At 37.2% G+C, this 24,415-nt stretch carries 24 protein-coding genes; 18 read left to right on the top strand and 6 right to left on the bottom strand.

Annotation, left to right across the window (positions count from 1 at the left end):
* Positions 1–89: 89 nt before the first annotated feature.
* Both APB85_RS06475 and APB85_RS06470 read left to right on the top strand, forming a co-directional pair.
* Complete coding sequence (locus tag APB85_RS06475) at positions 90–860, top strand: alpha/beta fold hydrolase (RefSeq protein ID WP_057482516.1); 771 nt, start codon at positions 90–92, stop codon at positions 858–860.
* A 72-nt stretch (positions 861–932) separates the two neighbouring features.
* Positions 933–1,184, top strand: coding sequence for a hypothetical protein (locus APB85_RS06470; RefSeq protein ID WP_057482727.1), 252 nt, complete (start codon positions 933–935; stop codon positions 1,182–1,184).
* Between the two features lie 31 nt (positions 1,185–1,215).
* On the opposite strand, the gene thiL is transcribed toward APB85_RS06470, so the two are convergent.
* Positions 1,216–2,280, bottom strand: a complete 1,065-nt coding sequence (gene thiL, locus APB85_RS06465) for a thiamine-phosphate kinase (protein WP_057482515.1) — start codon at positions 2,278–2,280, stop codon at positions 1,216–1,218.
* A gap of 272 nt (positions 2,281–2,552) precedes the next feature.
* Between thiL and APB85_RS06460 the strand changes: the two genes are divergently transcribed.
* The 13 genes from APB85_RS06460 to APB85_RS06400 all read left to right on the top strand — a co-directional run bounded on the left by APB85_RS06460 (position 2,553) and on the right by APB85_RS06400 (position 13,232).
* Positions 2,553–2,882, top strand: coding sequence for a HesB/IscA family protein (locus tag APB85_RS06460; RefSeq protein WP_057482726.1), 330 nt, complete (start codon positions 2,553–2,555; stop codon positions 2,880–2,882).
* Between the two features lie 46 nt (positions 2,883–2,928).
* On the top strand, positions 2,929–4,374 hold the full coding sequence (gene sufB / locus APB85_RS06455; protein WP_057482514.1) for a Fe-S cluster assembly protein SufB: 1,446 nt from the start codon (positions 2,929–2,931) through the stop codon (positions 4,372–4,374).
* A 23-nt stretch (positions 4,375–4,397) separates the two neighbouring features.
* Positions 4,398–4,784: a hypothetical protein gene (locus APB85_RS06450; RefSeq protein WP_057482513.1), complete on the top strand. Its 387-nt coding sequence runs from the start codon at positions 4,398–4,400 to the stop codon at positions 4,782–4,784.
* 41 nt (positions 4,785–4,825) lie between these two features.
* Positions 4,826–5,578, top strand: a complete 753-nt coding sequence (gene sufC, locus APB85_RS06445) for a Fe-S cluster assembly ATPase SufC (RefSeq protein ID WP_057482512.1) — start codon at positions 4,826–4,828, stop codon at positions 5,576–5,578.
* Between the two features lie 99 nt (positions 5,579–5,677).
* The gene (gene sufD / locus APB85_RS06440) at positions 5,678–6,994 is read left to right on the top strand and encodes a Fe-S cluster assembly protein SufD (RefSeq protein WP_057482725.1); all 1,317 of its coding nucleotides are present in this window, start codon (positions 5,678–5,680) and stop codon (positions 6,992–6,994) included.
* A 48-nt stretch (positions 6,995–7,042) separates the two neighbouring features.
* Positions 7,043–8,281: an aminotransferase class V-fold PLP-dependent enzyme gene (locus tag APB85_RS06435; protein ID WP_057482511.1), complete on the top strand. Its 1,239-nt coding sequence runs from the start codon at positions 7,043–7,045 to the stop codon at positions 8,279–8,281.
* 10 nt (positions 8,282–8,291) lie between these two features.
* Positions 8,292–8,720 carry an META domain-containing protein gene (locus tag APB85_RS06430; protein WP_057482510.1) on the top strand — a complete coding sequence of 143 codons (429 nt, stop codon included), beginning with the start codon at positions 8,292–8,294 and terminating at the stop codon, positions 8,718–8,720.
* 43 nt (positions 8,721–8,763) lie between these two features.
* A complete protein-coding gene (locus APB85_RS06425) occupies positions 8,764–9,141 on the top strand; it encodes a SufE family protein (RefSeq protein WP_057482724.1) in 378 nt (125 codons plus the stop codon).
* A gap of 1 nt (position 9,142) precedes the next feature.
* Positions 9,143–9,466: an iron-sulfur cluster assembly protein gene (locus APB85_RS06420; protein WP_057482509.1), complete on the top strand. Its 324-nt coding sequence runs from the start codon at positions 9,143–9,145 to the stop codon at positions 9,464–9,466.
* Positions 9,467–9,548: 82 nt separating this feature from the next.
* On the top strand, positions 9,549–10,061 hold the full coding sequence (locus APB85_RS06415; RefSeq protein ID WP_057482508.1) for a DUF2480 family protein: 513 nt from the start codon (positions 9,549–9,551) through the stop codon (positions 10,059–10,061).
* Between the two features lie 89 nt (positions 10,062–10,150).
* Positions 10,151–11,044 carry a DUF3078 domain-containing protein gene (locus APB85_RS06410; protein ID WP_057482507.1) on the top strand — a complete coding sequence of 298 codons (894 nt, stop codon included), beginning with the start codon at positions 10,151–10,153 and terminating at the stop codon, positions 11,042–11,044.
* Positions 11,045–11,206: 162 nt separating this feature from the next.
* Positions 11,207–12,427 (top strand): GTPase HflX, encoded by a 1,221-nt coding sequence (gene hflX / locus APB85_RS06405; protein ID WP_057482506.1) that lies wholly within the window; start codon positions 11,207–11,209, stop codon positions 12,425–12,427.
* 76 nt (positions 12,428–12,503) lie between these two features.
* The gene (locus tag APB85_RS06400; protein WP_057482505.1) at positions 12,504–13,232 is read left to right on the top strand and encodes a hypothetical protein; all 729 of its coding nucleotides are present in this window, start codon (positions 12,504–12,506) and stop codon (positions 13,230–13,232) included.
* A 20-nt stretch (positions 13,233–13,252) separates the two neighbouring features.
* On the opposite strand, the gene APB85_RS06395 is transcribed toward APB85_RS06400, so the two are convergent.
* From APB85_RS06395 to APB85_RS06385, 3 genes are read right to left on the bottom strand one after another with little or no spacing between them, the layout of a single operon-like run.
* A complete protein-coding gene (locus tag APB85_RS06395) occupies positions 13,253–13,660 on the bottom strand; it encodes a hypothetical protein (RefSeq protein WP_057482504.1) in 408 nt (135 codons plus the stop codon).
* 30 nt (positions 13,661–13,690) lie between these two features.
* Positions 13,691–15,070 (bottom strand): DUF5689 domain-containing protein, encoded by a 1,380-nt coding sequence (locus tag APB85_RS06390; RefSeq protein WP_057482723.1) that lies wholly within the window; start codon positions 15,068–15,070, stop codon positions 13,691–13,693.
* 10 nt (positions 15,071–15,080) lie between these two features.
* Positions 15,081–17,894: a TonB-dependent receptor gene (locus APB85_RS06385; RefSeq protein ID WP_057482503.1), complete on the bottom strand. Its 2,814-nt coding sequence runs from the start codon at positions 17,892–17,894 to the stop codon at positions 15,081–15,083.
* 102 nt (positions 17,895–17,996) lie between these two features.
* Between APB85_RS06385 and APB85_RS06380 the strand changes: the two genes are divergently transcribed.
* Positions 17,997–19,079: an endonuclease/exonuclease/phosphatase family protein gene (locus APB85_RS06380; RefSeq protein ID WP_083482222.1), complete on the top strand. Its 1,083-nt coding sequence runs from the start codon at positions 17,997–17,999 to the stop codon at positions 19,077–19,079.
* A gap of 15 nt (positions 19,080–19,094) precedes the next feature.
* Here the strand turns inward: APB85_RS06380 and APB85_RS06375 are convergent, their stop codons facing one another.
* Positions 19,095–19,532 (bottom strand): hypothetical protein, encoded by a 438-nt coding sequence (locus tag APB85_RS06375; RefSeq protein ID WP_057482501.1) that lies wholly within the window; start codon positions 19,530–19,532, stop codon positions 19,095–19,097.
* 231 nt (positions 19,533–19,763) lie between these two features.
* Between APB85_RS06375 and APB85_RS06370 the strand changes: the two genes are divergently transcribed.
* Entirely contained in the window at positions 19,764–20,480 is a 717-nt protein-coding gene (locus APB85_RS06370) for an energy transducer TonB (RefSeq protein WP_057482500.1), read from the top strand.
* 211 nt (positions 20,481–20,691) lie between these two features.
* A complete protein-coding gene (locus APB85_RS06365; RefSeq protein WP_057482499.1) occupies positions 20,692–21,459 on the top strand; it encodes a TrkA C-terminal domain-containing protein in 768 nt (255 codons plus the stop codon).
* A gap of 171 nt (positions 21,460–21,630) precedes the next feature.
* Here the strand turns inward: APB85_RS06365 and APB85_RS06360 are convergent, their stop codons facing one another.
* Positions 21,631–24,378, bottom strand: a complete 2,748-nt coding sequence (locus APB85_RS06360; RefSeq protein ID WP_057482498.1) for a TonB-dependent receptor — start codon at positions 24,376–24,378, stop codon at positions 21,631–21,633.
* Positions 24,379–24,415 lie beyond the last annotated feature (37 nt).

Raw genomic sequence — 24,415 nt, 5'->3', positions numbered from 1 at the left:
AGGCTCTGAAACTAGTTCAGGATGACGATTTCAAACCAAAGCCACGAAACTATTTTGAAAATTCGTGGCTTTTTCTATTTTAAACAGCCATGGAAGCAACTTATAAAAACGCACCTATTTCATTTACCTCACAGGGAACAGGAAATCCTCTAGTTCTCTTACACGGCTTTTTAGAATCTAAAGAAATATGGCAGGATTTTGTTGTAGAACTTTCAGCAAAGCGACAGGTTATTTGTATAGACCTCCCCGGCCACGGGGAATCTGGTAATTTTGCAGAAGTTCATACTATGGCTGATATGGCCAAAGCAGTAAAATCGGTTTTAGATGAACTTGATATCCAACAAGCTTCTTTTGCTGGCCACTCTATGGGTGGCTACGTAAGTTTGGAATTCCAAAATATTTTTCCTACCATACTCAATAGCTTAGTGTTGGTAAATTCTACACCGCAGGCAGATTCTGAGAAACGCAAAGCTAACCGCGATCGTGCGGCCACTTTGGTCTTAAAAAATAAAAGGGCTTTTGTAAGTATGGCAATGTCTAATTTATTGACACCAGAAAACAATAAGATATTCAAATCTCAAATTGATATTTTAAAAAAACGTGCTCTACAATTTTCTTCTACAGGAATCTATGCCGCTATAAAAGGAATGAAAATTCGTACAGACCATACTGAGCTTTTTGCAAAATTTCAAGGTCAAAAAATTGTGGTTGCAGGAAAAAACGATCCTGTTTTAAAGTACAATACAATAAAAAACCTAGCTAAACGCTGTAATAGCAAGTTCTATAGTTTGCCAGATGGACATTTATCTTTTTTGGAAAACCAAATAGAACTTCGAGAAATTTTGCATTTAATCGATTAAATTTAACTTTTGGTCGGAAGTTTAACTTTTTTTTATACTTTAGACTTTCAAAACAAACAAAATCAAACTTTTATGAAGGAAAGAAACCCTAATACATTTTCGTTCGCTAAAGTTTTTTGCAACATTTTTGGACATAAATTAAGAGTTTCTAAAAATGTAACAGATCACGTGCACGAATACAAGTGCGAGAAATGCGGCATGGAAATGACTGATACTGCAAATGGTTTTTTGGCTCGCTTAACCCCAAAATTCAAAGAAACCAACGATTACATTTCTAAAATACACCAAAAAAGAAAGCGTAAGCATTACGCTCACGCTTCTTAAGCATTTATTTCGGAATTAATTTTCCGGAATCTTATTTCTCTTCAGAATCCTTATCATCCATAGAATTCCAGCCACGCGCAATAAGTGGTAATTTCTGGTTAGCACGTGTAATTAGGTGCATCCCTTCTTTTTCCTCGGTCATATGCCCAATTATACTTAAATTTGGATTCGCCTTTATCTTTTCATAATCATCTTGCGAAATTGTGAAAAGTAATTCATAGTCTTCCCCGCCGCTCAAGGCAATGGTAGTACTATCTATATCAAATTCTTCACATACTGAGATCACTGCAGGATCTAAAGGAATTTTCTCTTCAAATAAATTCGCTCCAACCTGTGAGTTTTTACAAAGATGAATGATTTCAGAAGAAAGTCCGTCGCTAATATCTATCATGGAAGTTGGCTTTACGCCAAGCTCTTTTAATAAAGGCGCGATATCTTTCCTTGCTTCCGGCTTCAATTGTCTTTCAATCAAGTAAGTATAAGGATCCAGATCTGGCTGGGCGTTAGGGTTGGCTTTAAAAACTTCTTTTTCACGTTCCAGGATTTGCAAGCCCATATAAGCAGCTCCAAGATCGCCGGTCACTACGAGCAAATCATTTGGTTTAGCACCACTACGGTAAACAATATCCTCTTTTTCAGCTTCGCCAATAGCGGTTATACTAATAAACAAACCTGAAGTTGACGAAGTGGTATCACCACCAACCACATCTATATTATATAAATTTGCAGCAAGCTGAATTCCAGAATATAATTCTTCCAGTGCTTCTACAGGAAACCTGTTTGACGCAGCAATTGAAACCGTAATTTGTGTAGCTTTTGCATTCATGGCATAAACATCTGAAGTATTTACCATCACCGCCTTATAGCCAAGGTGTTTCAAGGGCATATAGGCAAGGTCAAAATGCACACCCTCAACAAGAAGATCTGTAGTAACCACGGTGTGTTTATTTTCAAAATTCAACACTGCGGCATCATCGCCAATCGCTTTAACCGTGGAAGTAAGCTTGGGTTCAAAACCTTTCGTAAGATGATCTATTAAACCAAATTCACCTAATTCTGAAAGGTTTGTACGCATATCCTGACTATTCTGAAACATAAGAGTGTATTTTAATTTGCAAAATAAATGAATATTATTCAACTGTAGCCATAAAGATAACCAGAGATTGAGAGACGGTAGAAGAATACCTTATAAATCAAAACTTAAAATGGCGAAACAAACTAATTTTCAACAAAATAGAGGCGTTAAAGGTTTGAAAAGTTAGAATCGATAAGGCTTATCAACTCATTCTTAAAACATATACCGCCTCTATGGTAAACCGCTTGTTTTATAGTATATTTGTACCCAATTTAGAATTAATCTTTTTAGCTATGATAAAAGTAAGCGAAAGCGCTAAAAAAAAGATTGCCGCGCTAATGAGCGATGAAGGTTTTGACAATTTGCAGGACTTTGTTCGCGTAGGTGTGAAAAGCGGAGGCTGCTCTGGCTTGTCTTATGAACTAAAATTTGACAAAGTTAAAGCTGAAGACGACAAACTTTTTGAAGATAACGACATAAAAATAGTAGTAGACAAACGCAGTGTTTTATACCTGGCAGGAACGGTTTTAGAATTTTCTGGCGGTTTAAACGGCAAAGGTTTTGTATTTAATAACCCCAATGCCCAAAGAACCTGTGGATGTGGAGAGAGTTTCTCTCTTTAACGGTTCAGGATTTTAGATTTTGAACTTTAACTAATAAAATATTGAGATGGCATATACTGAAGATGATTTAAAAAAAGAGCTCGAGACAAAAGAATATGAGTACGGGTTTTATACCGATATCGAATCGGATACATTTCCCGTGGGATTAAATGAAGATATTGTTAGAGCAATCTCCAAGAAAAAAGAAGAGCCTGAGTGGATGACAGAGTGGCGACTGGAAGCATTTCGCCATTGGGAAACCATGGAGGAACCAGAATGGGCTAATGTACATTACGAAAAGCCGAATTTTCAGAATATTTCTTACTATTCGGCTCCTAATAAAAAGCCGAAATACGATAGTTTAGATGAAGTAGACCCTGAATTACTGGATACCTTCAAAAAACTTGGTATTTCTGTAGACGAACAGAAAAAACTTGCCGGTGTTGCTGTAGATGTGGTAATGGATTCAGTTTCTGTAACCACCACTTTTAAAAAGACGCTTGCTGAAAAAGGAATAATTTTCTGTTCAATTTCTGAAGCGATCAAGGAACACCCAGAATTGGTTAAGAAATATATTGGTTCTGTAGTTCCTAAAACCGATAACTTTTACGCGGCTTTAAATTCCGCAGTATTTAGTGATGGTTCATTTTGTTACATTCCAAAAGGTGTAAGATGCCCAATGGAACTTTCTACCTATTTTAGAATTAACCAGGCGGGTACCGGTCAATTTGAGCGTACACTTGTAGTAGCAGAACCTGGAAGTTATGTGAGTTACCTTGAAGGTTGTACCGCTCCAATGCGTGATGAAAATCAACTGCACGCGGCAGTAGTAGAGCTGGTTGCTCTGGATGATGCCGAAATTAAATACAGCACCGTACAAAACTGGTTCCCTGGGAATAAAGATGGAAAAGGTGGTGTTTTCAATTTTGTAACCAAACGTGGACTTTGCGAGAAAGGCGCTAAAATTTCCTGGACACAGGTTGAAACAGGATCTGCTGTAACCTGGAAATATCCTTCCTGTATCTTAAAAGGAGATAATTCTATTGGTGAATTTTACTCTATCGCGGTAACCAACAATTACCAACAGGCAGATACAGGTACCAAAATGGTTCACCTGGGTAAAAATACCAAGAGTACGATTATTTCCAAAGGTATTTCGGCCGGGCATTCCCAAAATTCCTATAGAGGTTTGGTTCAAATAAACGGCAGAGCTCAAAATGCACGTAATTTCTCACAATGTGATTCCTTATTAATGGGTAATAAATGCGGCGCGCATACCTTCCCGTATATAGAAGTGAAAAATAAAAGTGCTCAGGTAGAACACGAGGCTACCACCAGTAAAATTGGAGAAGACCAGATCTTCTACTGTAACCAACGCGGTATTGATACCGAAAAAGCTATCGCACTTATTGTAAACGGCTTTAGTAAGGAAGTATTGAACAAATTACCGATGGAGTTTGCAGTAGAAGCGCAAAAATTACTTGAAATTTCCCTGGAAGGATCTGTAGGATAATAGGGAAAACGAAGATTGAGAAAATGAAGAAGTTTTTGCTAATTATTGCCCTAGCTGTTACGGCTTTTTCCTGCCAGGACGAAGGTCGGGAGGATCTTATGAATCAACCTGAAACAGAAAAAGTTCCCGATAGTATTCAAACGCTAACCGGGGAATTTATCTATGCAGGTGAAGCAGCCATTTTAAGGGGTAGCGACTTTGTTTATGGGGTAACTATAGACTCCATGTCTAAAGTACTGGCCGAACAGGTACAACCATTTCAGAAAGAAGAATTTGATATGGTAGCTGTTAAAGTGAAAGGGAAGATAGTTACGAATTCACGACAAGATGGCTGGGACGAGAATATAGAAATAAGAGAAATTTTAGAAATTCTGGAGACCGAAAAGGCTGCAGAACAACAAGAAGAATAATAAACCAATCCCATTTTATTAGGGATGCATACAGAGAATTTATGCTAAAAATAAAGAATTTACACGCAAGTATAGAAGATAAAGAAATCCTTAAAGGAATTAATCTTGAAATTAATCCGGGAGAGGTTCATGCTATTATGGGACCAAACGGTTCGGGAAAAAGTACGCTTTCTTCGGTAATTGCCGGGAAAGAAGAATTTGAACAAACCGAAGGAGAAATTATTTTTGAAAATACAGAGATCTCAGAAATGGATCCTGAAGAAAGAGCTCATAAAGGAATCTTTCTTTCTTTTCAATATCCTGTGGAGATTCCGGGAGTTTCAGTTACCAATTTTATGAAAACCGCGATCAACGCGCATAGAAAGGCCAACGGACTCGAAGATATGCCGGCTAATGAAATGCTGAAAAAGATTCGTGAGAAATCTGAAAGTTTGGGAATTGACCGTAAATTCTTATCAAGATCTTTAAACGAAGGATTTTCCGGAGGGGAAAAGAAAAGAAACGAGATTTTCCAAATGGCAATGTTAGAGCCAAAATTATCTATTCTTGATGAAACCGATTCAGGTTTGGATATTGATGCTTTAAAAATTGTTGCCGATGGAGTAAACAACTTAAGAAGCAAAGATAACGCGGTATTGCTAATTACTCACTACCAGCGTTTGCTTAACTATATTGTACCAGATGTGGTGCACGTAATGGTAGACGGGAAAATTGTGAAGTCTGGCGGAAAAGAACTTGCTCTTGAGCTGGAAGAAAGAGGATACGAATGGATTAAAGCTGAAAAAGCGGTTTAGTTCAGGGTTATAAGACTTTTTATTAGAACTAAATAGAAAATTCAAGCCCTTTCAATTAAGAAGATTTCCGCCGCTGCGGAAATGACAAAAGAATTAAAGATGGAATTAAAAGAAAAATTAGTATCATCATTCCTGGCTTTTGAAGAAGAGTACACAGGAGCTAATGATGATCTTCATAAAATAAGAAACCAGGCGATTAAGGACTTTGAAACTATGGGTTTCCCAAGTCGAAAAGAAGAAGATTATAAATACACTTCTTTGAAATCGATTTTGAAAGAAGACTACAGTCTTTTTCCAAAAAAGGAAAACGCTATAGAATACAAAGACATTAAAAAATACCTTATCCACGAGATAGATACTTACGATCTGGTATTTATAGATGGTATTTACTCATCTCACTTATCCAGCACCACGCACGATAAGATTGATGTTTGCCTTATGTCTTCAGCGTTGAACAAAGACCTTTACAAGCCGGTAATTGATAATTATTTCAACAAACTAGCTCCAAAAAATGGGTTGAATTCATTGAATACGGCTTTTACTAAGGAAGGAGCTTTTATTCATATTCATAAGAATACAATGGCCGATAAGCCCATCCAGATCATTAATTTCTCTACGGGAAATGAATCGTCTATTTTGGTACAGCCACGTAATCTAATTGTGGTAGATGAAAATTCTCACTGCCAGATTATTGAGCGTCATCAGAGTTTAACCGAACACCCGGTACTTACCAATTCGGTTACTGAAATTTTTGCTGATAAGCGTGCGATTGTAGATTATTACAAGATTCAGAACGATAAACTTTCTGCCTCTTTAATAGATAACACCTACATCGAGCAACAATCTGAAAGTTTCTGCTCTGTACATACTTTCTCTCTTGGTGGAAAATTAACTCGAAACAATCTTAATTTCTATCAAAGAGGAGAGCGTATAGATTCTACAATGAAAGGGGTAACCATCATTGAAGGAAAACAACACGTAGATCACAATACTTTGGTACACCATATAGAACCAAATTGTGAATCGCACCAGGATTACAAAGGTATTTTTGATGAAAAATCGGTTGGTGTTTTCAACGGGAAAGTAGTGGTTGAAAAAGAAGCACAACAAACAAATGCTTACCAGTCTAACAATAATGTTTTACTAGATGATAAAGCCACTATAAACTCTAAACCTCAGCTAGAAATTTTTGCAGACGATGTAAAATGTAGTCACGGTTGTACTATTGGTCAGTTAGACGAAGAGGCTTTATTTTATCTTCAATCTCGCGGAATTCCGAAGAAAGAGGCCAGCGGACTTTTGATGTACGCCTTTGCCAATAACGTTCTTGAGAGTGTAAAAATTCCGGAAATTAAAAAGAGAATCAATAAACTTATAGCCCATAAATTGGGTGTAGAATTAGGATTCAACCTGTAAATCGCTATCAAAAGTAGCATTTACCAGAATCCTCAAATCAATATAAAAATGAGCATTGCTACTAATAATATAGCATTTAACGTTGACGAAATTAGAAAAGACTTCCCTATCCTGAATAGGGAAGTTAATGGTTATCCTTTGGTTTACTTTGATAACGCGGCAACTTCGCAAACGCCAAAACAGGTAATGGATGCGATTGTAGATTATTACTCTAACTACAATGCTAATATTCACCGTGGCGTGCATAGTTTATCACAGGAGGCAACCGATAAATATGAAGGTGCAAGAAGAAAAATTCAGCAACATTTTAATGCTGAAAAAGCGCACGAAATCATCTTTACCTCGGGCACCACGCACGGCATTAATCTTGTTGCCAGCGGTTTTGCGTCTATTCTACAAAAAGGCGATGAAATCCTGGTTTCAGCATTAGAGCACCATTCCAATATAGTGCCCTGGCAAATGCTTTGCGAAAAAACAGGAGCAGTTTTAAAAGTAATCCCTATGAACGAGCAGGGAGAACTTATCTACGAGTCTTTCGAGGAATTAGTTTCAGAAAAAACAAAAATGGTTTTCCTAAATCACGTTTCAAACGCTTTGGGAACCATCAATCCTATTAAAAAAATTATAGATAAGGCCCACGAAAAAGGCGCAGCAGTTTTAATTGATGGCGCACAAGCCGCCCCGCATATCAAGGCCGATGTTCAGGCACTAGATGTGGATTTTTACGTAGTTTCTGCTCATAAAATGTGTGGCCCAACAGGCGTTGGTGTTTTATATGGGAAAGAAGAATGGCTCAATAAACTTCCGCCTTACCAGGGTGGCGGGGAAATGATCGCTACGGTGAGTTTTGAAAAGACTACTTATGCTGATCTTCCGCATAAATTTGAAGCCGGCACGCCTAATATTTGTGGTGGCATTGCTTTTGGCGCAGCTATAGAATATATGAACAGCATAGGTTTTGAAGCTATTGCGCGTTACGAAGACGAATTGCTGGATTATGCCACTTTAAAACTTCAGGAAATTGAGGGAATGAAGCTCTATGGGACTTCCAGAGAAAAAACCGCTGTGATATCTTTTAATATTGAAGGCTTGCATCCTTATGATATTGGGACGCTTGTAGACAAAATGGGTATTGCTGTCAGAACCGGCCATCATTGCGCCCAACCCATTATGGATTTCTATAAAATTCCGGGTACGGTTAGGGCTTCTTTTTCATTTTACAACACTAAAGAAGAAATTGACCGGTTTATTGAAGCGGTTAAAAAAGCAAAATCGATGCTTTCCTAAACAATAGACGATGAAGAAATTCCTATTTATTTTTAGCGCCTTTTTAATGATTTCCTGCGGAAATTCAGAAGAAAAAATTTCAGAAGATCCAGCAGATCTAAAGACCCTTAACGGCAATTATGAATTGCTGGAATTGGACGGGGAAGATATTTCGGGAGAAGGCTTTATTTTAAATTTTGAAGGCAAAGAACAAAGGCTTTCGGGAAAAACGGGTTGTAACAATTTTGTAGCAACTTATAAAATTCAGGATTCTATCATAAAATTTAATCCACCGCTAGGCACAAAAATGTACTGTGAAGGGCAAATGGAATATGAAGAGATTTTTAATGAAGTAATTCCCGAAATCAGAAAAGTAAGAATTAGCGATAAAGATTTAATATTTTTATCTGCAGAAAATCAGGAGCTTTTAAACCTGCAAAAAACAGAAGATAGTGAGTAAAACGATACAGGAAATACAGGAAGAGATTGTAGACGAGTTCGCGATGTTCGACGACTGGATGCAGCGTTATGAATATATGATAGAGCTTGGAAAAGCACTTCCACTTATAGACGAAAAATATAAAATTGACGAAAACCTTATAAAAGGATGTCAAAGTAAGGTTTGGGTTCACGCTGAACTAAAAGATGAGAAATTGGTTTTTACTGCAGATAGTGATGCGATAATTACCAAAGGTATTGTAGCCATTTTAATTAGGGCTTTTTCCAATCATCATCCTTCAGCGATTATTGAAGCCGACACAAAGTTTATTGATGATATTGGCCTAAGAGAGCATTTGTCTCCTACCCGCGCCAATGGTTTGGTGAGTATGATCAAACAACTTAAAATGTATGCTGTGGCATACCAAACACAACTAAAATAAGATGGAAAAAGAAATAGATACACAGGAATTGGGAGAAAAAATCGTAAGGGTTTTAAAAACCATTTATGATCCCGAGATTCCAGTAGATATATACGAATTAGGACTTATTTACGACGTCATGGTAAACACCGATTATGAAGTAAAGATCCTAATGACGCTTACTACACCAAACTGCCCGGTAGCCGAAAGTTTACCGCAGGAAGTAAAAGAAAAAGTAGCTTCTATAGATATGGTTAAAGAGGCCGAAGTAGAGATCACTTTCGATCCGCCGTGGAATCAGGATCTTATTAGCGAAGAAGCAAAATTGGAATTAGGGCTTTTATAAAAGCACCCTAGCCCCAAAGAGAGATTAAAAATTTTGCTTTATAATGTTTATTAACTTTTAACCATTAACACTTAACCCATTTATGGCTGAAGAAATTTTAAACCGGGTAGCTAACAGCAAACTAATCACTTTTAACCTTGAGGATTATTATCCTGAAGGCGAACGTGTTTTGTTTGATGTAAAAGACTGGCTGCTGGAAGGTTTTGTATTACGGGAAAGTGAATTTAGGGAACAGGCAAAAAATCATGACTGGAGCCAGTACGAAGGTAAATTTATTGCACTTACCTGTTCCAGCGATGCGATTATACCGGCCTGGGCTTTTATGTTATTGGCCACCTATTTACAGCCTTACGCAAAAAAAATAATTACCGGCGACCTGGAAACCCTGGAAACAGTTCTTTACACCGAAGCTATTTTAAAAATGGATGTAAGCGATTTACAGGATAAGCCTGTAATTGTAAAGGGCTGTGCTCACAAACCGGTTCCAAAAAATGCCTATTTACTTTTAATAGAAAAATTACAACCTGTTGTAAAGAGTTTAATGTATGGCGAGGCCTGCTCGTCGGTACCCTTATACAAGAAACCAAAAAATTAAGATAAGCCAGCAGGATGCTGGACGCAAAATTAACAATATCAGGGAAGTGTTTATATTCCTGTATTAGCGACATTCAGAATTATAAAAAAATGAAAAAATTAGTACTTGCTTTCGCCCTACTTGGCGGAATTTTTAATTTATCGGCTCAGGAAGAGGAAGAAGAACAGAAACAAGGATGGACTAAAGAAGGAAACATTTCCTTACTTTTCAATCAATCGGCCTTTAACGAAGAATGGACCGGCGGTGGAACCTCCAACCTTTCAGGAAATTTACTTTTTGACTATAATTTTAATTATTTAAAAGACGATTTTACCTGGGATAATAGGTTGCTCGTAGATTATGGAATCACCAAGCAGCGCAGCGACGAATTTGCCAGAAAAACAAGTGACCGTTTAGAATTTAACTCGATCGCAGGGAAACAATTACAGGACTCTAACTGGTTTTACTCACTTTTTCTTAATTTCAGAACACAAATTACTAAAGGTTATAAGTTTGGGGAAGATGCTGAAACACGAGAAACTACCCGAACAGAGTACACTAACTTTTTATCTCCCGCCTATCTTCAGTTCGGTCCCGGGATGATGTGGAAAAAAAGTGAAAATTTCTACGTAAACATTGCTCCGGCTACCGGAAGAATGGTTTTTGTTGATAAAGATTTCACCTCTGGACCTGGCTACGTAGATGGAGATTATTTTGGTGTAGATGCCAATAAAGCAATGCGTTTTGAACTTGGCGCCTCGGTTTCTGGATACGCTAAATTTGAGGTTATTGAAAATGTAACCATGGAAAACCTACTGAACCTCTATTCCAATTACCTTGAAGACCCACAAAATGTAGATATAGATTACACCATGAACATGAAAATGAAGATTAACGATTATCTTTCTACAAATCTTATTTTCCAGGCTATTTATGATGATAATGCCGTACAGGGATTTCAAATAAGAGAAGTATTCGGACTTGGAATTACTTATGGATTTTAGATCTATCTAATAATTTATGCTGATTGTTTCAGCATTGATACATTAAATACAACCTGCCCATAAGCGGCAGGTTTTTTATTTTATGAGTTTTTTTAGTTAAATATATGTTGAAATGAATTCAGCAAAAATCACAGTAGTAATCTATTATGTAACTTTGTAGTTATGATTGAAAAAACCGACCTTACCCACGAAAAAGCTGTTTTAATTGGTATTGTAACCAAGGAACAGGGGCACGATAAATTAAAAGAATATCTGGACGAATTGGAATTCCTTACCTATACAGCAGGCGGGGAAGTTATAAAGCGTTTTAGCCAGAATATGGATAAGCCCAATCCTAAAACTTTTATCGGTACCGGTAAGATGAATGAATTAAAAGAATTCGTTGATGAAAATGATGTAGGTACCGCTATTTTTGATGATGAACTTTCTCCTGCCCAGCAAAAAAATATTGAAAAGATCCTGAAGTGTAAAGTCTTAGATAGAACTACGCTTATCCTGGATATTTTTGCACAACGTGCGCAAACAAGTTACGCTCGCACACAAGTAGAACTTGCCCAATATGAATATTTATTACCGCGACTTGCCGGTATGTGGACTCACCTTGAACGCCAGCGTGGTGGTATTGGAATGCGTGGTCCCGGGGAAACAGAAATTGAGACTGACCGTAGGATCGTAAGGGATAAAATTTCACTTTTAAAGAAAAAGCTCGAAACCATAGATAAACAAATGGAGGTGCAACGCGGTAATCGCGGTCAATTGGTTAGAGTAGCACTTGTAGGTTATACCAATGTGGGGAAATCTACTTTAATGAACACCATTAGTAAAAGTGAAGTTTTCGCCGAAAATAAACTTTTTGCAACTTTAGATACCACGGTTAGAAAAGTAGTAATACGCAATTTACCCTTCCTTTTAACTGATACGGTAGGATTTATAAGGAAGTTGCCTACACAATTGGTAGAGTCTTTTAAATCTACCTTAGATGAAGTTAGAGAAGCCGATCTACTGTTACACGTTGTAGATATTTCTCATCCAAACTTCGAAGACCATATAGAATCTGTTAATCAAATTATGAGTGAGATTAAAAGTATTGATAAGCCAACGATTATGGTTTTCAATAAAATTGATCAATATGAAGCTGAAGAAATTGAAGATGACGATTTAATGACCGAAAGGACCAAAGCGCATTATACGTTAAAAGAATGGAAGCAAACCTGGATGAATAAAATGGGAGATAACGTGCTGTTCATATCTGCTTTGAACAAGGAGAATATGGAAGATTTTAGAAGAAAGGTTTATGAAGCAGTTCGTAAAATTCATATCACCCGTTTTCCTTACAACAACTTCCTATATCCAGAATACGATAAATACGGAGAAGAAAAATAGCAAATTAAGCCCCGAAATTTTCGGGGTTTTTTATTGGATTTTATATTAAATTAGTGGGAATCAATATTCTATTAAAATGAAAAAATTAATCTTATTACCGCTCCTTTTTTGCTTCGGAATAATATCTGCCCAGGAATTAGAAGGTGCCTGGAAACTAATTCAAAAAAACGGGGAAGCTGTTAGCGATCGTGAAGTCATCAAAATAGTTCAGGATGGTTATTTTGCCCTGGGTTCTAAAAACCTAAGCAATAATGAATTTTTGGGCGCAGCCGGAGGCGAACTAAGCCTTGAAGATGAAACCTTAACCGAAATCAGGGATTTTGACACCTATGACGCCAAAAACATTGGAACTGAACAGGAATATAATATTTCCTGGGAAGGTGAAAACAAGATGGAAATTTCTGACGGAAGGACCACCAAAATTTGGGAAAGAGTTTCTGAAGAAAGTGATGCCCTCACCGGAGCCTGGGTAATTACCGGCCGTGAAAGAAACGGGGAAATGAATACCATGACTCCCGGAGACAGGCGTACGGTTAAGATCTTAAGCGGCGGAAGATTTCAATGGATTGCTTTTAATTCAGCTACCAAAGAATTTAATGGCTCCGGCGGCGGAACTTATACGGCAGAAAATGGAAAATATATCGAGAATATTGAATTTTTCTCCAGAGATTCGAGTCGTGTGGGAGCCAGTTTAGATTTTAAATACGAAGTAAAAGATGGCAAATGGCATCACCGGGGAAAAAGTTCTAAGGGAGATCCTATTTACGAGATTTGGTCTCCATATAGTGAAGCTTACAAGAAGTAAGTTTTTAAATTATTATAAACTTATCTCATTAAAAATGCCTCCTTTGGGATATAGAATTCTCCGGGAGGCACTTCTTTTAAGTAAAATCGGATTGCTTTTTCACGATCTATATATTGCAAACGTATTTTTCCAGAAGTAAAACTTACTGCACTTTCTATAGTACCATCATAAACTCCTTCCGCAATTTTCACCAAATTAATGCTAAGAGCTCCGGTATCGTTTCTTTTACAGTCGGTTTTTTTACCTTGATAAAAAACCACGCAGTGATTACCAACGATCCTATTTTGGTTTTCGTATTCCAGCTGTAGCTCCATAGTGTTTTGCCCATCTGGAGATTCCCAAAACCAATTCCCGGCGAAATCCTGTGATTGCTGCGCAGATGTAGAAATGAAAATCAATAAAAAAAGAAAGAGTAAAGTTTGCTTCATTTTCTGGTTTTAAAATAAAAATCAATTTACTCAATTCCCGCTTACCCGTATGTTATCAATATCATAAGTTGTGCTTTTATCTGGTGCAGCTCCCAAATATCTGAAGGCAAAATGAATATCGCCTTTTAAACAAGAAATATCAATCTTACTTTTCACAAAGCCTCTACCATATTGATTGGTAGGGCCTATAGGAATTATCGCATCCATGGGCTGCCAGTTAGTGGTTAATACATTCCCCGTAAATTCTTCAGTAACCAAAACACTTAGGATGGTGGCGTTATCGTAAGAAGACATAATATCAAAAGACAACTGAGCTCCTGAAACATTGTCTAAATTTATTGACGGACTCACTAGCCAGGCTTCCATAGGCGCTTCTTCGGTATTAAATGCCGAAATCCGAATGTACCGGTTCCAATCAAAAGTTCCGGGTTGAAAAACTTTGCCTCCGTTTACGTTCACATTAGTCCATCCACCATCTTCTAATGCAGAAAGACTGGTAATATTTGTAAAATTCTCCTCGAATAAAACATTTATTCCTTCGGAAGTATTGTTGGTGCATTTCAAAAATTCAGGGTCGCAACGCTCGCCGCCAAAGCTAAAATCATCGGGAGAATTTACCGCGATCACAAAATAATCATCGTAAAAATTTCGGGTTAAAATTCCTTTTACACTGCCGGAATTTTCAGGCAAATACAAAGATTTAAATCCGGAAAAAGTGCTGGTGCTCAACATCGTACTGGCACCCGTAATACAGCTTTCCAATTGCCTCTCCCCGTCATATTCATCTGTAACTTCTCCGGCAAAAGTATAATGATGTTGTTCCCTAAGCAGGTTTCGGTTGAACTGGACATTTTTAACCTGAATGAATAAATTTTCATGCTCTTCCTTAAATTCTGAAATCTCTAATTGAAGCGGAACAATTTCAACAGTATCCATCGTTCTAATAATATGATCGTCTATCCTGGAAGGCGGGATCGCTACCACATCTCCCCTATTCTGAATTCCCAGTTGATGTATTCCATTATTAGACCATAAAGCGAGGCCATCTAACTTTACATATATTTTTCGACCAAAATTATAGGTTTCAAAAAGCGAATTATCATCTACTAACAAGAGGATACCGGCTATGGGGTTTTCGGGTTTATCCTGCAAGACCAGCTCTTTATAAAAATTTCCACCCTCATCACTGGAAACCACATAAGCTTCCATCCAGGTATCGGTTTCAGAAAAAACATATATTTCTTTAGTTTCAGGATTAAAATTGCTTTTTACCGCAGAAATTCCGGTAATATTTCCTTCAATATTTATCTCTTTGGTTTCAGATTCCGGCAACTGAAAATCCTCGGTTTTAACGCAAGAGGAATACGAAACCATAAAGAAGATGACCAATATCCATTTAAAATTTTTCATCGGTATAATTTTAAAATCGCAGATAAACCATGGCAAAATAAGAAGCACCGGTGCCATACCAGTATTTAGGAGCAAAAATGGGGGTTTCCCTCTCCTGGTCTTGTTTCAGGGTGCGATAGTTGGCATTTCGGGATTGCTCAAAACCACCGGTTTTATAGAGTTTATCAAAAATATTATTCAGGCTTATAAAAAACCCGATAAACTTTCCCTTCACCAGCCAGGATTTTCCACCTATGGCATTTACCAGTATATAGTCGTTAAATTTTTCTTGTTTTAGAAGTTGTTCGGCAACATTTTCATCGTAACTTAAAATAGGTAGCCCATCGCTGTCATTAAGAAAGTTCGCAGTTCTGGTTAAGGGACTTATATCCAAAAAAGCATGAGAAAAGAAATTAGCGGTAGTGGCAAAAAACCAATAATCAGCATCACGATATTCAAAACCAATTTGCGCGGCTCTCTGCGGACCTCCGGCAATACGGTAATTTTTTAAATAGGAAGTTCCATAATCTACTATCTCATTAAAATCGTCTGAAGTTAAATAGAGTTCTGGATTATTATTGTAGATAAATTGTCCCATTGCTCCCGCCGCCTTCACTTTTATAGCTGAAGTTAATTGCGCTTCAATTCCTATTTCCAGTCCAAGATGCTGTTTATCAATCCCGCTTAAAACTTCCTGAACAAAAGCCGTAGTGCTATTTCTACCTAAACCTGAAAGACCATCGGCATAATAAAAAGAGATTTCAGTAGCGTCTTTAATTTGAGTGTAATAAGCAGAAAACCTGGCTTTAATATTTGGAGACCTATATCGGTAATTAAAATCTATATTGTGGATTTGTTCGCTTTTTAAACCTTGCACTACCTCATTATTTTGACGAGAATTTGAAAAGGAATTCCGAAGGTTTGGCGGCTTAGTAAACCAGGCCGCATTAAAACCCAATAAATGTTTGGCGGTAAGTTTATAATTTGCTCCAATTTTACCTCCAAAATCGGTAAAACTTAATTGCTCACTTTTACCGAGTGAATTATCGGGGTAATTCCCATTTTGGAATAATCCATCTCTTTGATAGGAAGTTTGGGAAGCAATAAAAGCCGAATAAAAATCAAGGCGATCGTAATCAAAATTTAATTGCCCAAAAGCCTTAGCGGAACTCGCATAGAACCGAAAATTATATTTGTAAGGCTCATTTTCAGAAACACTTCTATTTGGATTTTGAAGGTCACTTTGGGCCCTGTTTTCTAGAGAGGTTTCCCGGTCGCCTTCAGCAAAAAAATCTACATCAAGATAAGTGTCACCTCCCAGCATATCTTTTATGGATGCGAAATTATGAGAGTTCAAATACGAAAAACCAAGTTTTCCATTCAAATCAATATTGTCATTGATTTTAGCTGAAATTATAGAATTTAAATCAAACTTAAGATCATCGCTTCTATCTTCTGCCAGCGCATAAACAGTGTAACCGGCCGCATTGTTCGCGTTATATAACTGCTGCCAATCTAACTGACCATCTTCTTTGAAATCTTGCTGCGCGAGGTAGGCTCCTTCATAATTTGCATTATCTGCGAAGCGCAAATAATAACTGGGTAGTTTTTGATAGTAAGTAGGATCTGGATTGGTGCCTCCCCCAATATAACCCGATTGGTCATTAACTTCAGCCCTCCGGGTTCCACCGAAATCTATCCTTGAATTCCCCATTTTTCCAAATTGAAAAGCGAAATTATTATTGATACTCACTTTTTCTGAAAAGTTCCAAAAATGATTCAACATTAATACCGGCTCTTTTATTTCCCTAACTCGGGAATTCCTAATTTCATCATCCTGGTAGCCCCAGTAAGCATTATATTTTCTTCCTTTTAGTTCGAAAACTTCTTCGGTATTGGGAGAAGATTTTCCGCGAATGTTAGGCGTATAAAAACCTGTAAAATTGAGACTATGTTTTTTATTGAATGTCTTTTCAACTGAAAGGAAAAATGCATTTGCATCGTACAAGGTTCCATCTACATAAGCTTCGTTGGCAAACCTACGGGAAGCCGAAATTGCATAAGCCCAGCCATTATTTAATTCTCCCGAGCCGTAACTCGCCATCAACCTACCGTTGTAGCTTCTATTAGCCGCTGCAATGGAAGCTTTCCCTCCTTTGGCGTATTTTGAAGCCCGCATAATTATATTCGTGGTTCCGGCAAGACCGCCAAAACTTACTTCAGAAGGACTTAGTCCCATGGAAAAAACCTGATTGCGTTGCACATCGTTGAGTCCGCCCCAGGCACTCCATTGAGACCGGCCGGTATAAACCTTGTTCATTTCTATACCATTTATTAAAACCTTCCCGTGTTCGCTATCGAGACCACGGGGTCTAAAAAAAGTTTGACTAAAATCGAAGGCAGCCGCATTTAAAAAAACATCACGAGAAGCCTGTAGGAGCCCAGCAAGATTATCTATATGAGCTTCATCCTCATCCAACTCAGCATCAGATAGGCTTATAGTGCTTATTTGACTCGCATAATCGGCTAGAACAGGCTGCATTAAAATAAGTCCGAGATCTTTATTAATTCCCTTTTCGATGATCACCGGGATTCTAAGAAGTTTGTAATCTGTAAGACTTATGCTTAAAATTTGTTCGCCGAGCGGAAGATCTTTCGAGTAAAATAAAAATACTCCGTTTTCATCAGAAATTGTTTCAAAAAAGCTTTTCTCTATCTGAAGTTTAGCGCCGGGTAATTCTTTATAAGTTTGAGCATCTACCAATTTTCCTTCCAGGGAAATTTCCTGCGCCAGGGAGCCAGAAAATCCCATCCCAAAAAAGAGAAGAAAAATTAAAAATTTCATACCCAGGTAGTGTCATATTCAATATAAGTTAAGATATTTAAGCGTTAATAATCAAAATATCAGCACTTTATACCAATAATTTAGCTTTAATGTAAGACAATGATTACCCGTATTTTTCCCCTTTTTGTTTCTTGCCTGTTTTTCTTTTTGAGTACTGAAAGTAGTTTCTCACAGCAAAAGGAGTATAAAATTATAAGTATTGCTTTTTATAATGTTGAAAATCTATTTGACACTGAAAATAATCCCTTCACTTTTGATGATGACCGCACCCCGGACGGAGATGATGTTTGGACACAGGAAAAATACCGCGATAAATTGCAAAAATTAGCTGAAGTTATTCCAGAGATAGGATCAGATATATCAAAGCAAGCTCCTGTAATTGTTGGGATTTGTGAAATTGAAAACCGGCGGGTTTTAGAAGACCTGATAAGTGAACCAAAACTCAAAGCCTATAACTATGGTATTGTACATTATGAATCGCCAGACCGCCGCGGAATCGATGTAGCCTTATTATATAGAAAAGATATTTTTAGATTAGAAAATTCAGTTTCACACGAATTACTAATCTATGACAGTAAAGAACCCGACAAACGCGTTTACACTAGGGATCAACTGGTGGTAAGTGGAAAAATTGATGATGAAAAGTTACATTTTATAGTGAATCACTGGCCTTCAAGAAGTGGCGGGGAAACGGCCAGCAGGTACAAAAGGGAAAAAGCAGCAGCTCTAAATAAAGTAATTCTCGATTCAATATTTAAAAGGAAACCTTTAGCCAAAGTGATAAGTATGGGAGATTTTAATGATGATCCTACAAATAAAAGCTTCAAGGAAATACTGAAAACAAAAGAGGATCCAAATGGCTTAAGTCCGCATCAATTATACAATCCTATGGAGCGTATGTTCAAAAAAGGTATGGGGACACTTGCCTACCGAGATGGTTGGAATTTATTTGACCAAATTCTTATTTCGGGAGCTTTAACGAAGAAAGACTATTCAAGTTTTCAGTTCTATAAAGCAGGGATCTTCAATAAGAAATACCTTATTACAGAAAGCGGACAATACAAAGGTTATCCCTTCCGAAGCTATGGTTATAGCGGCTACCAGGGAGGATACAGTGATCATTTCCCTGTTTATATTTATCTTCTAAAGCAAGCCGGCCCAGGCACTCCAAAAGGGAGTGAATGAAAAGTTTATAGCAATCTAAAACCAGGCACTCCAGGGAATACGCGACAACATCACCAATAATCCTAAAGTATAAAATATAGCCAGGGTTTTAAATTTCGGCTTTGAGGTAAGTTTACTTTTATGCTTGGAATATCCAATGGTTATTAGTACCACAGCGATAATCATCATTAAAGGATGCTCCATGATATAAAGCCTTAGAGTTGGATCAGGCATTACTGCACCCATACCTTTTTCAAGTAAAACAGAGAAATAAGGAGATACAAAGTATAAAACAATTCCTATTAAAAGCTGAATATGTGTAGTGATAAGCGTAAAAAGCGCGATCCTAAAATTAGTTGCACCGTATTCCTTATTCGAAGCATACCCTATAATTGAATTTATAACGGCCACGAACAAAACAATAAGTACTAAATAAGCCCAATAAGAATGTATGAATTGTACTGTTGGATACATAGAAGTAAATTTTTAGTAAAGATAGGATTTTCTACAAAAAAGCCACTCAATTGCACTTCTTAGTTTATAGAAGACACTTAGCTCTTTAATTTTAGAACAGAATAAGCTTTAAATCAATTATATAAATTTCATTCAATTTTTTGGCATTTTAATTGATAGTTATTCAAAATACCAGCCATTAGATTAAATTTTCACTGTATATCACTATACTATTAATTTAATACTAATCTTATGAAACCTAAGAAAAACCCTAAAGCTGACCTTCGAAAAAAATCAAATTTGTTTCTGTCCTTCGGACTTATCCTCGCCTTACTGGCCAGTCTGCTTTTAATAGAATGGAAAACTTATGATAAGGAAGAATTTGCTAGCGAACAGGTTTATTTAGATGCCCTTGAAGATGAAGAAATCCCCATTACCGAACTGGCAAATACCCCACCTCCTAAACCACCGGTAATTCCCGAGGTAATAGATGTAATTGAAGACGATCCCGAGCTCGAAGAAGACGAAATTAAATCTACTGAAATAAGCCTGGAAGATATCGTGGAACCCGAAGATATAATTGAGCACAAACCAGAAGAAAAACCAGAAACCGTGCCTTTTACACTAATTGAAGATGTACCGGTATTTCCGGGCTGTGAAGGTCTAAATGATAATGCGGAGAGAAAAAGGTGTATGAGCGAGAAGATCACCGCTTATGTAAATAAGAATTTTAATAAGGAACTTGGAAGTGAATTAGGACTTTCAGGAATAAACCGCATCAACATACTCTTTCAAATAAATACTGAAGGAGACATCGTAAACATACAGGCACGAGCACCACACCCTAAGCTTGAAGAAGAAGCCAAAACAATTATTGAATCCTTACCTAAAATGCAACCGGGAAAACAACGCGGAAAGCCCGTTAATGTAAATTATGCCTTACCCATAATTTTTCAGGTTCAGAATTAAAGAAAAGGTTCCTACCACATCTATGCTGATTTTGGAGGTTCAGACAAAAGGTTTCGAAAATAAAAGGGAACTCATATCAGACTAAAAAGCCCGGACCTGAGATTTAAAATGTAGAAACACGCAATTAGAAAGCATAAACTTATAATTAGTATAAAAAAATTCAAAAATTAGTTTATCTTATATTGATACATATATCTATAAATCAATATTTATGATTGCCGCTGTTACGTTATTTTTTATCATCACACTTTCAGCCTTGATTACACGGGTTGCGGCCATTGCTTTAGCTCACACCGGACTTTCTACCCAAAGCGCAAGATTTCAGGCTCGATCTGCATATACCGGCTCAGGCTATACTTCTGCGGAATCTGAAAAAATAATGAACCACCCGGTTCGAAGAAAGATTATATACAGCCTTATGCTTATTGGTAATGCCGGTATAGTAACGGCTATGTCTTCCTTAATTCTAACTTTTGTGCTACCAGATAGCAATTCGGCTAAGCTGTATGGATTGCTCATAGTTGTGGTAGGACTTGCCATATTGTGGTGGGCCATTAGAAGTGATTGGGTAGACCGCGGACTATCAAAATTGATTAGTAAAATGCTAAAAAAATATACCGATATAAATGTACAGGATTATGCTGCTGTACTGCATTTGCACGACAATTACCATGTAAGTGAAATGCGGGTAGAGAAAGATAGTTGGTTGGCCAATAAGACTTTAATAGAATTGGATCTTAGAAAAGAAGGCATAACCGTACTGGGAATAGACAGAAAAGGTGAAGACTATTTAGGTTCTCCTTCGGGAAATTCAAAAATTTTGCCCCACGATGTAATTACCGTATATGGCAAAGCAGAGGTTTTTGAAAGTATTTACAAGAGAACCAGAGACTTTGGCGGGGAAGTACAACATAAAAAATTTGTTGAAAAAGAAGCCGAGAGAAAAAAAGATCAAACCACCACAGAGAAAGAAAAATGATTTAATTTATTATTTTCAAATTAAATTTTTCAATACGTTCTCATAAGTCTTTATACAATAAATATTATCCCCTATTGACAAAGTTCATAGATTTTCGTTCTCAATAGTTTAAAACAAAAAAACCACCCCGAGTTGGGGTGGTTTTTTATATTAAGAATTAATCTCTTTTGCTTAGAAATTAAAAGTCACTCCTGCATTCCAGGTTCTTCCGAAACCAAAATACACTCTGTTATTAACGTTAACGCCATCGTAAGTTTCATCTCCAGCACCAGCTAAAAGATTGGTATCTGCTTCAGAAATATACATAGTATCAAACACGTTATTTACATTAACTCTAAAGTTAAGATTATTGTTGTTTTTACCAATTGGTAATCTAAACGAAGCTCCGGCATCAACCAATCCAAAAGAAGGTAATTTTAACGCCTCAAAGTTTTCTTCACCTAATGCATCTGTTGCATCAAAATCAGCATAAAGATTATCAACATATCTATAGTTAGCATCAACTCCAAGCCCTTCTATTATTTCGTAATCTGCACCAATACTAGCGGTAAACTGCGGAGCATCTCCAACTTTCACACCATCTAAAGCTAAAGTAGCCGTTTGTGGATTACCATTCTCGTCTAAGATCGGGCTTTGATCGTTATCGAAATAAGTTGCTTCTACGTCTCCATCATACTCCCAGTTTCCTATAGACATCATTCCGTTGAATCCTAATTTATCGGATATTCTTCCGGTGAAATCAATTTCAAGACCGGTGTGTACCTGCGTGATTCCGTAAAGGTTAGCAGTACCTCTAATTTCCTGAGGAGTCTCTGCATTAAATACCGCTCCATCACTTTCAAATCTATCTGCCCAGGAAGTTCGATATAAGTTTACGTTTGCACTAAAGAAACTAGATCTAAATCCATACCCGATCTCAGTACCAATTACCTGTTCATTTTGAAGATCTGGGTTTAAGTTATTTCCAAAGTTAATATAAACGGCATCAAAAAGAGGCTGTTTAGAATAATAACCTGCGTTTGCATATATATTATGCATTTCGTCTATATTCCAGTTAAGACCACCTTTAATGTTTCCACCAATAATGTTTTCCCAATCTGTTTCCTGGTTTCCTTCAAGTTCTCCAAAGTATTCAACTCTCTTAAAGCCTTGATTTGAGATAGATCCCTGAACAAATGCTGAAATAACCTCATTGTTATATTCTAACTGTCCAAAAGTACCGGCCCATCTTACTAAACCATCGTTGTAATAATCGATCTTTTCTTCTGAATCAATATCAGAGAATACCCAAAAATTAGGATCTGCATCATAAGTTTCACGTAGTACCGGGTTTGGAACGTTATTGTCATTGTCGGTTTGCAGATAAGCATCTCCTCCAAGAAGATCATTTACTCTTCTATAATGAATTCCTTTATACGTTCTTAAGTCAATACCAACATCTAAAGTAAGTTCGTCGGTTAATTGATTGCTAAGATTAGATAATACTCCAAACCAGTTATGAGAGTTAATTGAAGCTCTTCTGGTAATACCATTGGCTGAAGAACGATCATTATTCCCCTGGTTTAGGTAAATACCATCGGTTAAAGTTCTCTGCCCTTCAGGATTTGCTTCATTACCAAAATCTGGTACTGGCTGCCCACTATTGTAAGCAAAAATATCGTCTACTCTAATTAGGCCATCATTAGTTCTTGGAAGAGCAAATTGTCTTCTCCCGTTAATAGTACCAATCTCTCCGGTTCCGCCACCACGTCCAAAAGATGCATAAGCAGAAGTAGAAAGTTGCGTTTTAGAATTAATATCAAAATCCCAGTTTAAAGACATAATTGGTTTATGGTAGAAGTTTCTTCTAAACGAATATGCTTCACCATTCAAATAACCCCATTCTTCGTTATATTTTATATTAGGATCATCATTATCACTATAACGTTGATAAGTGTCAATAGAACTACTTCTACTACGTTGGTTGTGCCACTGTGGTGCACCGGTTACCGTGAATTGAAAATCGTGTGTATCATTAGGTCTGTATCCAAAACCTAAATAGTAGTTGTACCCCTGAAATTCCGTTCCGTCTATATAACCATCTCCCTGAGTCTGGCTCAACAATACTGTTGTAGAAAAACCACTTTCCATAAGTCCGGTATTGTAAGAAGCAACAGTTTTAAGGTAAGAATCATTACCTGTCATAGCAGTAACAAAACCTCCTTCAGCTCTATCTGCTGCTCTTGTAATAACGTTTATTGTTCCACCTACAGAAGACACCGCTAATTTAGAAGAACCTAATCCTCTCTGAACCTGAATGGCAGAAGCTACATCACTAAGACCAGCCCAGTTACTCCAGTAAACAGCTCCGTTTTCCATATCGTTAATTGGAACACCATTAATCATCACGGCAGAGTTGTTAGTATCAAAACCACGAATGTTAATACGGGCATCTCCAAATCCACCACCTTGTTTTGTAGCATAAATAGAAGGCGTGTTGTTTAGAATTTCAGGAAATTCCTGAGAACCTAATTTTTCTTGAATTTCTGCTGCTCTAATAGTTGAAACAGCAACCGGAGTTTCACGATCTTTAGCTAGATCGGCAATACCTGTAATTACCACCTCGGCTAAGGCATCTGCATCTACTCCTAAAGCAATAGTACCTAAATCCTGTGTAGCACCATTTGCAACATCAAATTTGATCGTTTTTCTTTCATACCCAATGAAAGTTATGCTAATTCTACCTGAAGCAGATTTTACATCCAGGGAAAAATTACCGTCAAAATCTGTAGTAGTACCATTATTGGTACCTACCACCATAACGGTTGCACCCGGAAGCGGACCGTTCATTTCAGAATCTAATACTGTTCCAGTAAGAGTTCCTTGAGCAAAAATTGTAGCTGATGTTAAGAACATAGCTAATGCTAATAATTTCCTCATTTTTTTCTTTTAAGTTGTTTGTTTGAGTTTAAATTCT

This window comes from Salegentibacter mishustinae (assembly GCF_002900095.1).
GTDB classification, from domain to species: Bacteria; Bacteroidota; Bacteroidia; order Flavobacteriales; family Flavobacteriaceae; genus Salegentibacter; species Salegentibacter mishustinae.
This window is presented reverse-complemented; position numbering and strand designations above follow the sequence as displayed.

What these genes read in the sequence shown, in the direction of transcription:
- APB85_RS06435 (WP_057482511.1), top strand. Translation starts at nt 7,043, where the DNA reads ATGAGCATTGCTACTAATAATATAGCATTTAACGTTGACGAAATTAGA.
- APB85_RS06410 (WP_057482507.1), top strand. Translation starts at nt 10,151, where the DNA reads ATGAAAAAATTAGTACTTGCTTTCGCCCTACTTGGCGGAATTTTTAAT.
- APB85_RS06390 (WP_057482723.1), bottom strand. Translation starts at nt 15,070, where the DNA reads ATGAAAAATTTTAAATGGATATTGGTCATCTTCTTTATGGTTTCGTAT.
- APB85_RS06365 (WP_057482499.1), top strand. Translation starts at nt 20,692, where the DNA reads ATGATTGCCGCTGTTACGTTATTTTTTATCATCACACTTTCAGCCTTG.
- APB85_RS06375 (WP_057482501.1), bottom strand. Translation starts at nt 19,532, where the DNA reads ATGTATCCAACAGTACAATTCATACATTCTTATTGGGCTTATTTAGTA.
- sufB (WP_057482514.1), top strand. Translation starts at nt 2,929, where the DNA reads ATGGCATATACTGAAGATGATTTAAAAAAAGAGCTCGAGACAAAAGAA.
- APB85_RS06370 (WP_057482500.1), top strand. Translation starts at nt 19,764, where the DNA reads ATGAAACCTAAGAAAAACCCTAAAGCTGACCTTCGAAAAAAATCAAAT.
- APB85_RS06385 (WP_057482503.1), bottom strand. Translation starts at nt 17,894, where the DNA reads ATGAAATTTTTAATTTTTCTTCTCTTTTTTGGGATGGGATTTTCTGGC.
- sufD (WP_057482725.1), top strand. Translation starts at nt 5,678, where the DNA reads ATGGAATTAAAAGAAAAATTAGTATCATCATTCCTGGCTTTTGAAGAA.
- APB85_RS06400 (WP_057482505.1), top strand. Translation starts at nt 12,504, where the DNA reads ATGAAAAAATTAATCTTATTACCGCTCCTTTTTTGCTTCGGAATAATA.
- APB85_RS06415 (WP_057482508.1), top strand. Translation starts at nt 9,549, where the DNA reads ATGGCTGAAGAAATTTTAAACCGGGTAGCTAACAGCAAACTAATCACT.
- thiL (WP_057482515.1), bottom strand. Translation starts at nt 2,280, where the DNA reads ATGTTTCAGAATAGTCAGGATATGCGTACAAACCTTTCAGAATTAGGT.
- APB85_RS06450 (WP_057482513.1), top strand. Translation starts at nt 4,398, where the DNA reads ATGAAGAAGTTTTTGCTAATTATTGCCCTAGCTGTTACGGCTTTTTCC.
- APB85_RS06425 (WP_057482724.1), top strand. Translation starts at nt 8,764, where the DNA reads ATGTTCGACGACTGGATGCAGCGTTATGAATATATGATAGAGCTTGGA.
- APB85_RS06395 (WP_057482504.1), bottom strand. Translation starts at nt 13,660, where the DNA reads ATGAAGCAAACTTTACTCTTTCTTTTTTTATTGATTTTCATTTCTACA.
- APB85_RS06475 (WP_057482516.1), top strand. Translation starts at nt 90, where the DNA reads ATGGAAGCAACTTATAAAAACGCACCTATTTCATTTACCTCACAGGGA.
- APB85_RS06470 (WP_057482727.1), top strand. Translation starts at nt 933, where the DNA reads ATGAAGGAAAGAAACCCTAATACATTTTCGTTCGCTAAAGTTTTTTGC.
- hflX (WP_057482506.1), top strand. Translation starts at nt 11,207, where the DNA reads ATGATTGAAAAAACCGACCTTACCCACGAAAAAGCTGTTTTAATTGGT.
- sufC (WP_057482512.1), top strand. Translation starts at nt 4,826, where the DNA reads ATGCTAAAAATAAAGAATTTACACGCAAGTATAGAAGATAAAGAAATC.
- APB85_RS06420 (WP_057482509.1), top strand. Translation starts at nt 9,143, where the DNA reads ATGGAAAAAGAAATAGATACACAGGAATTGGGAGAAAAAATCGTAAGG.
- APB85_RS06360 (WP_057482498.1), bottom strand. Translation starts at nt 24,378, where the DNA reads ATGAGGAAATTATTAGCATTAGCTATGTTCTTAACATCAGCTACAATT.
- APB85_RS06430 (WP_057482510.1), top strand. Translation starts at nt 8,292, where the DNA reads ATGAAGAAATTCCTATTTATTTTTAGCGCCTTTTTAATGATTTCCTGC.
- APB85_RS06460 (WP_057482726.1), top strand. Translation starts at nt 2,553, where the DNA reads ATGATAAAAGTAAGCGAAAGCGCTAAAAAAAAGATTGCCGCGCTAATG.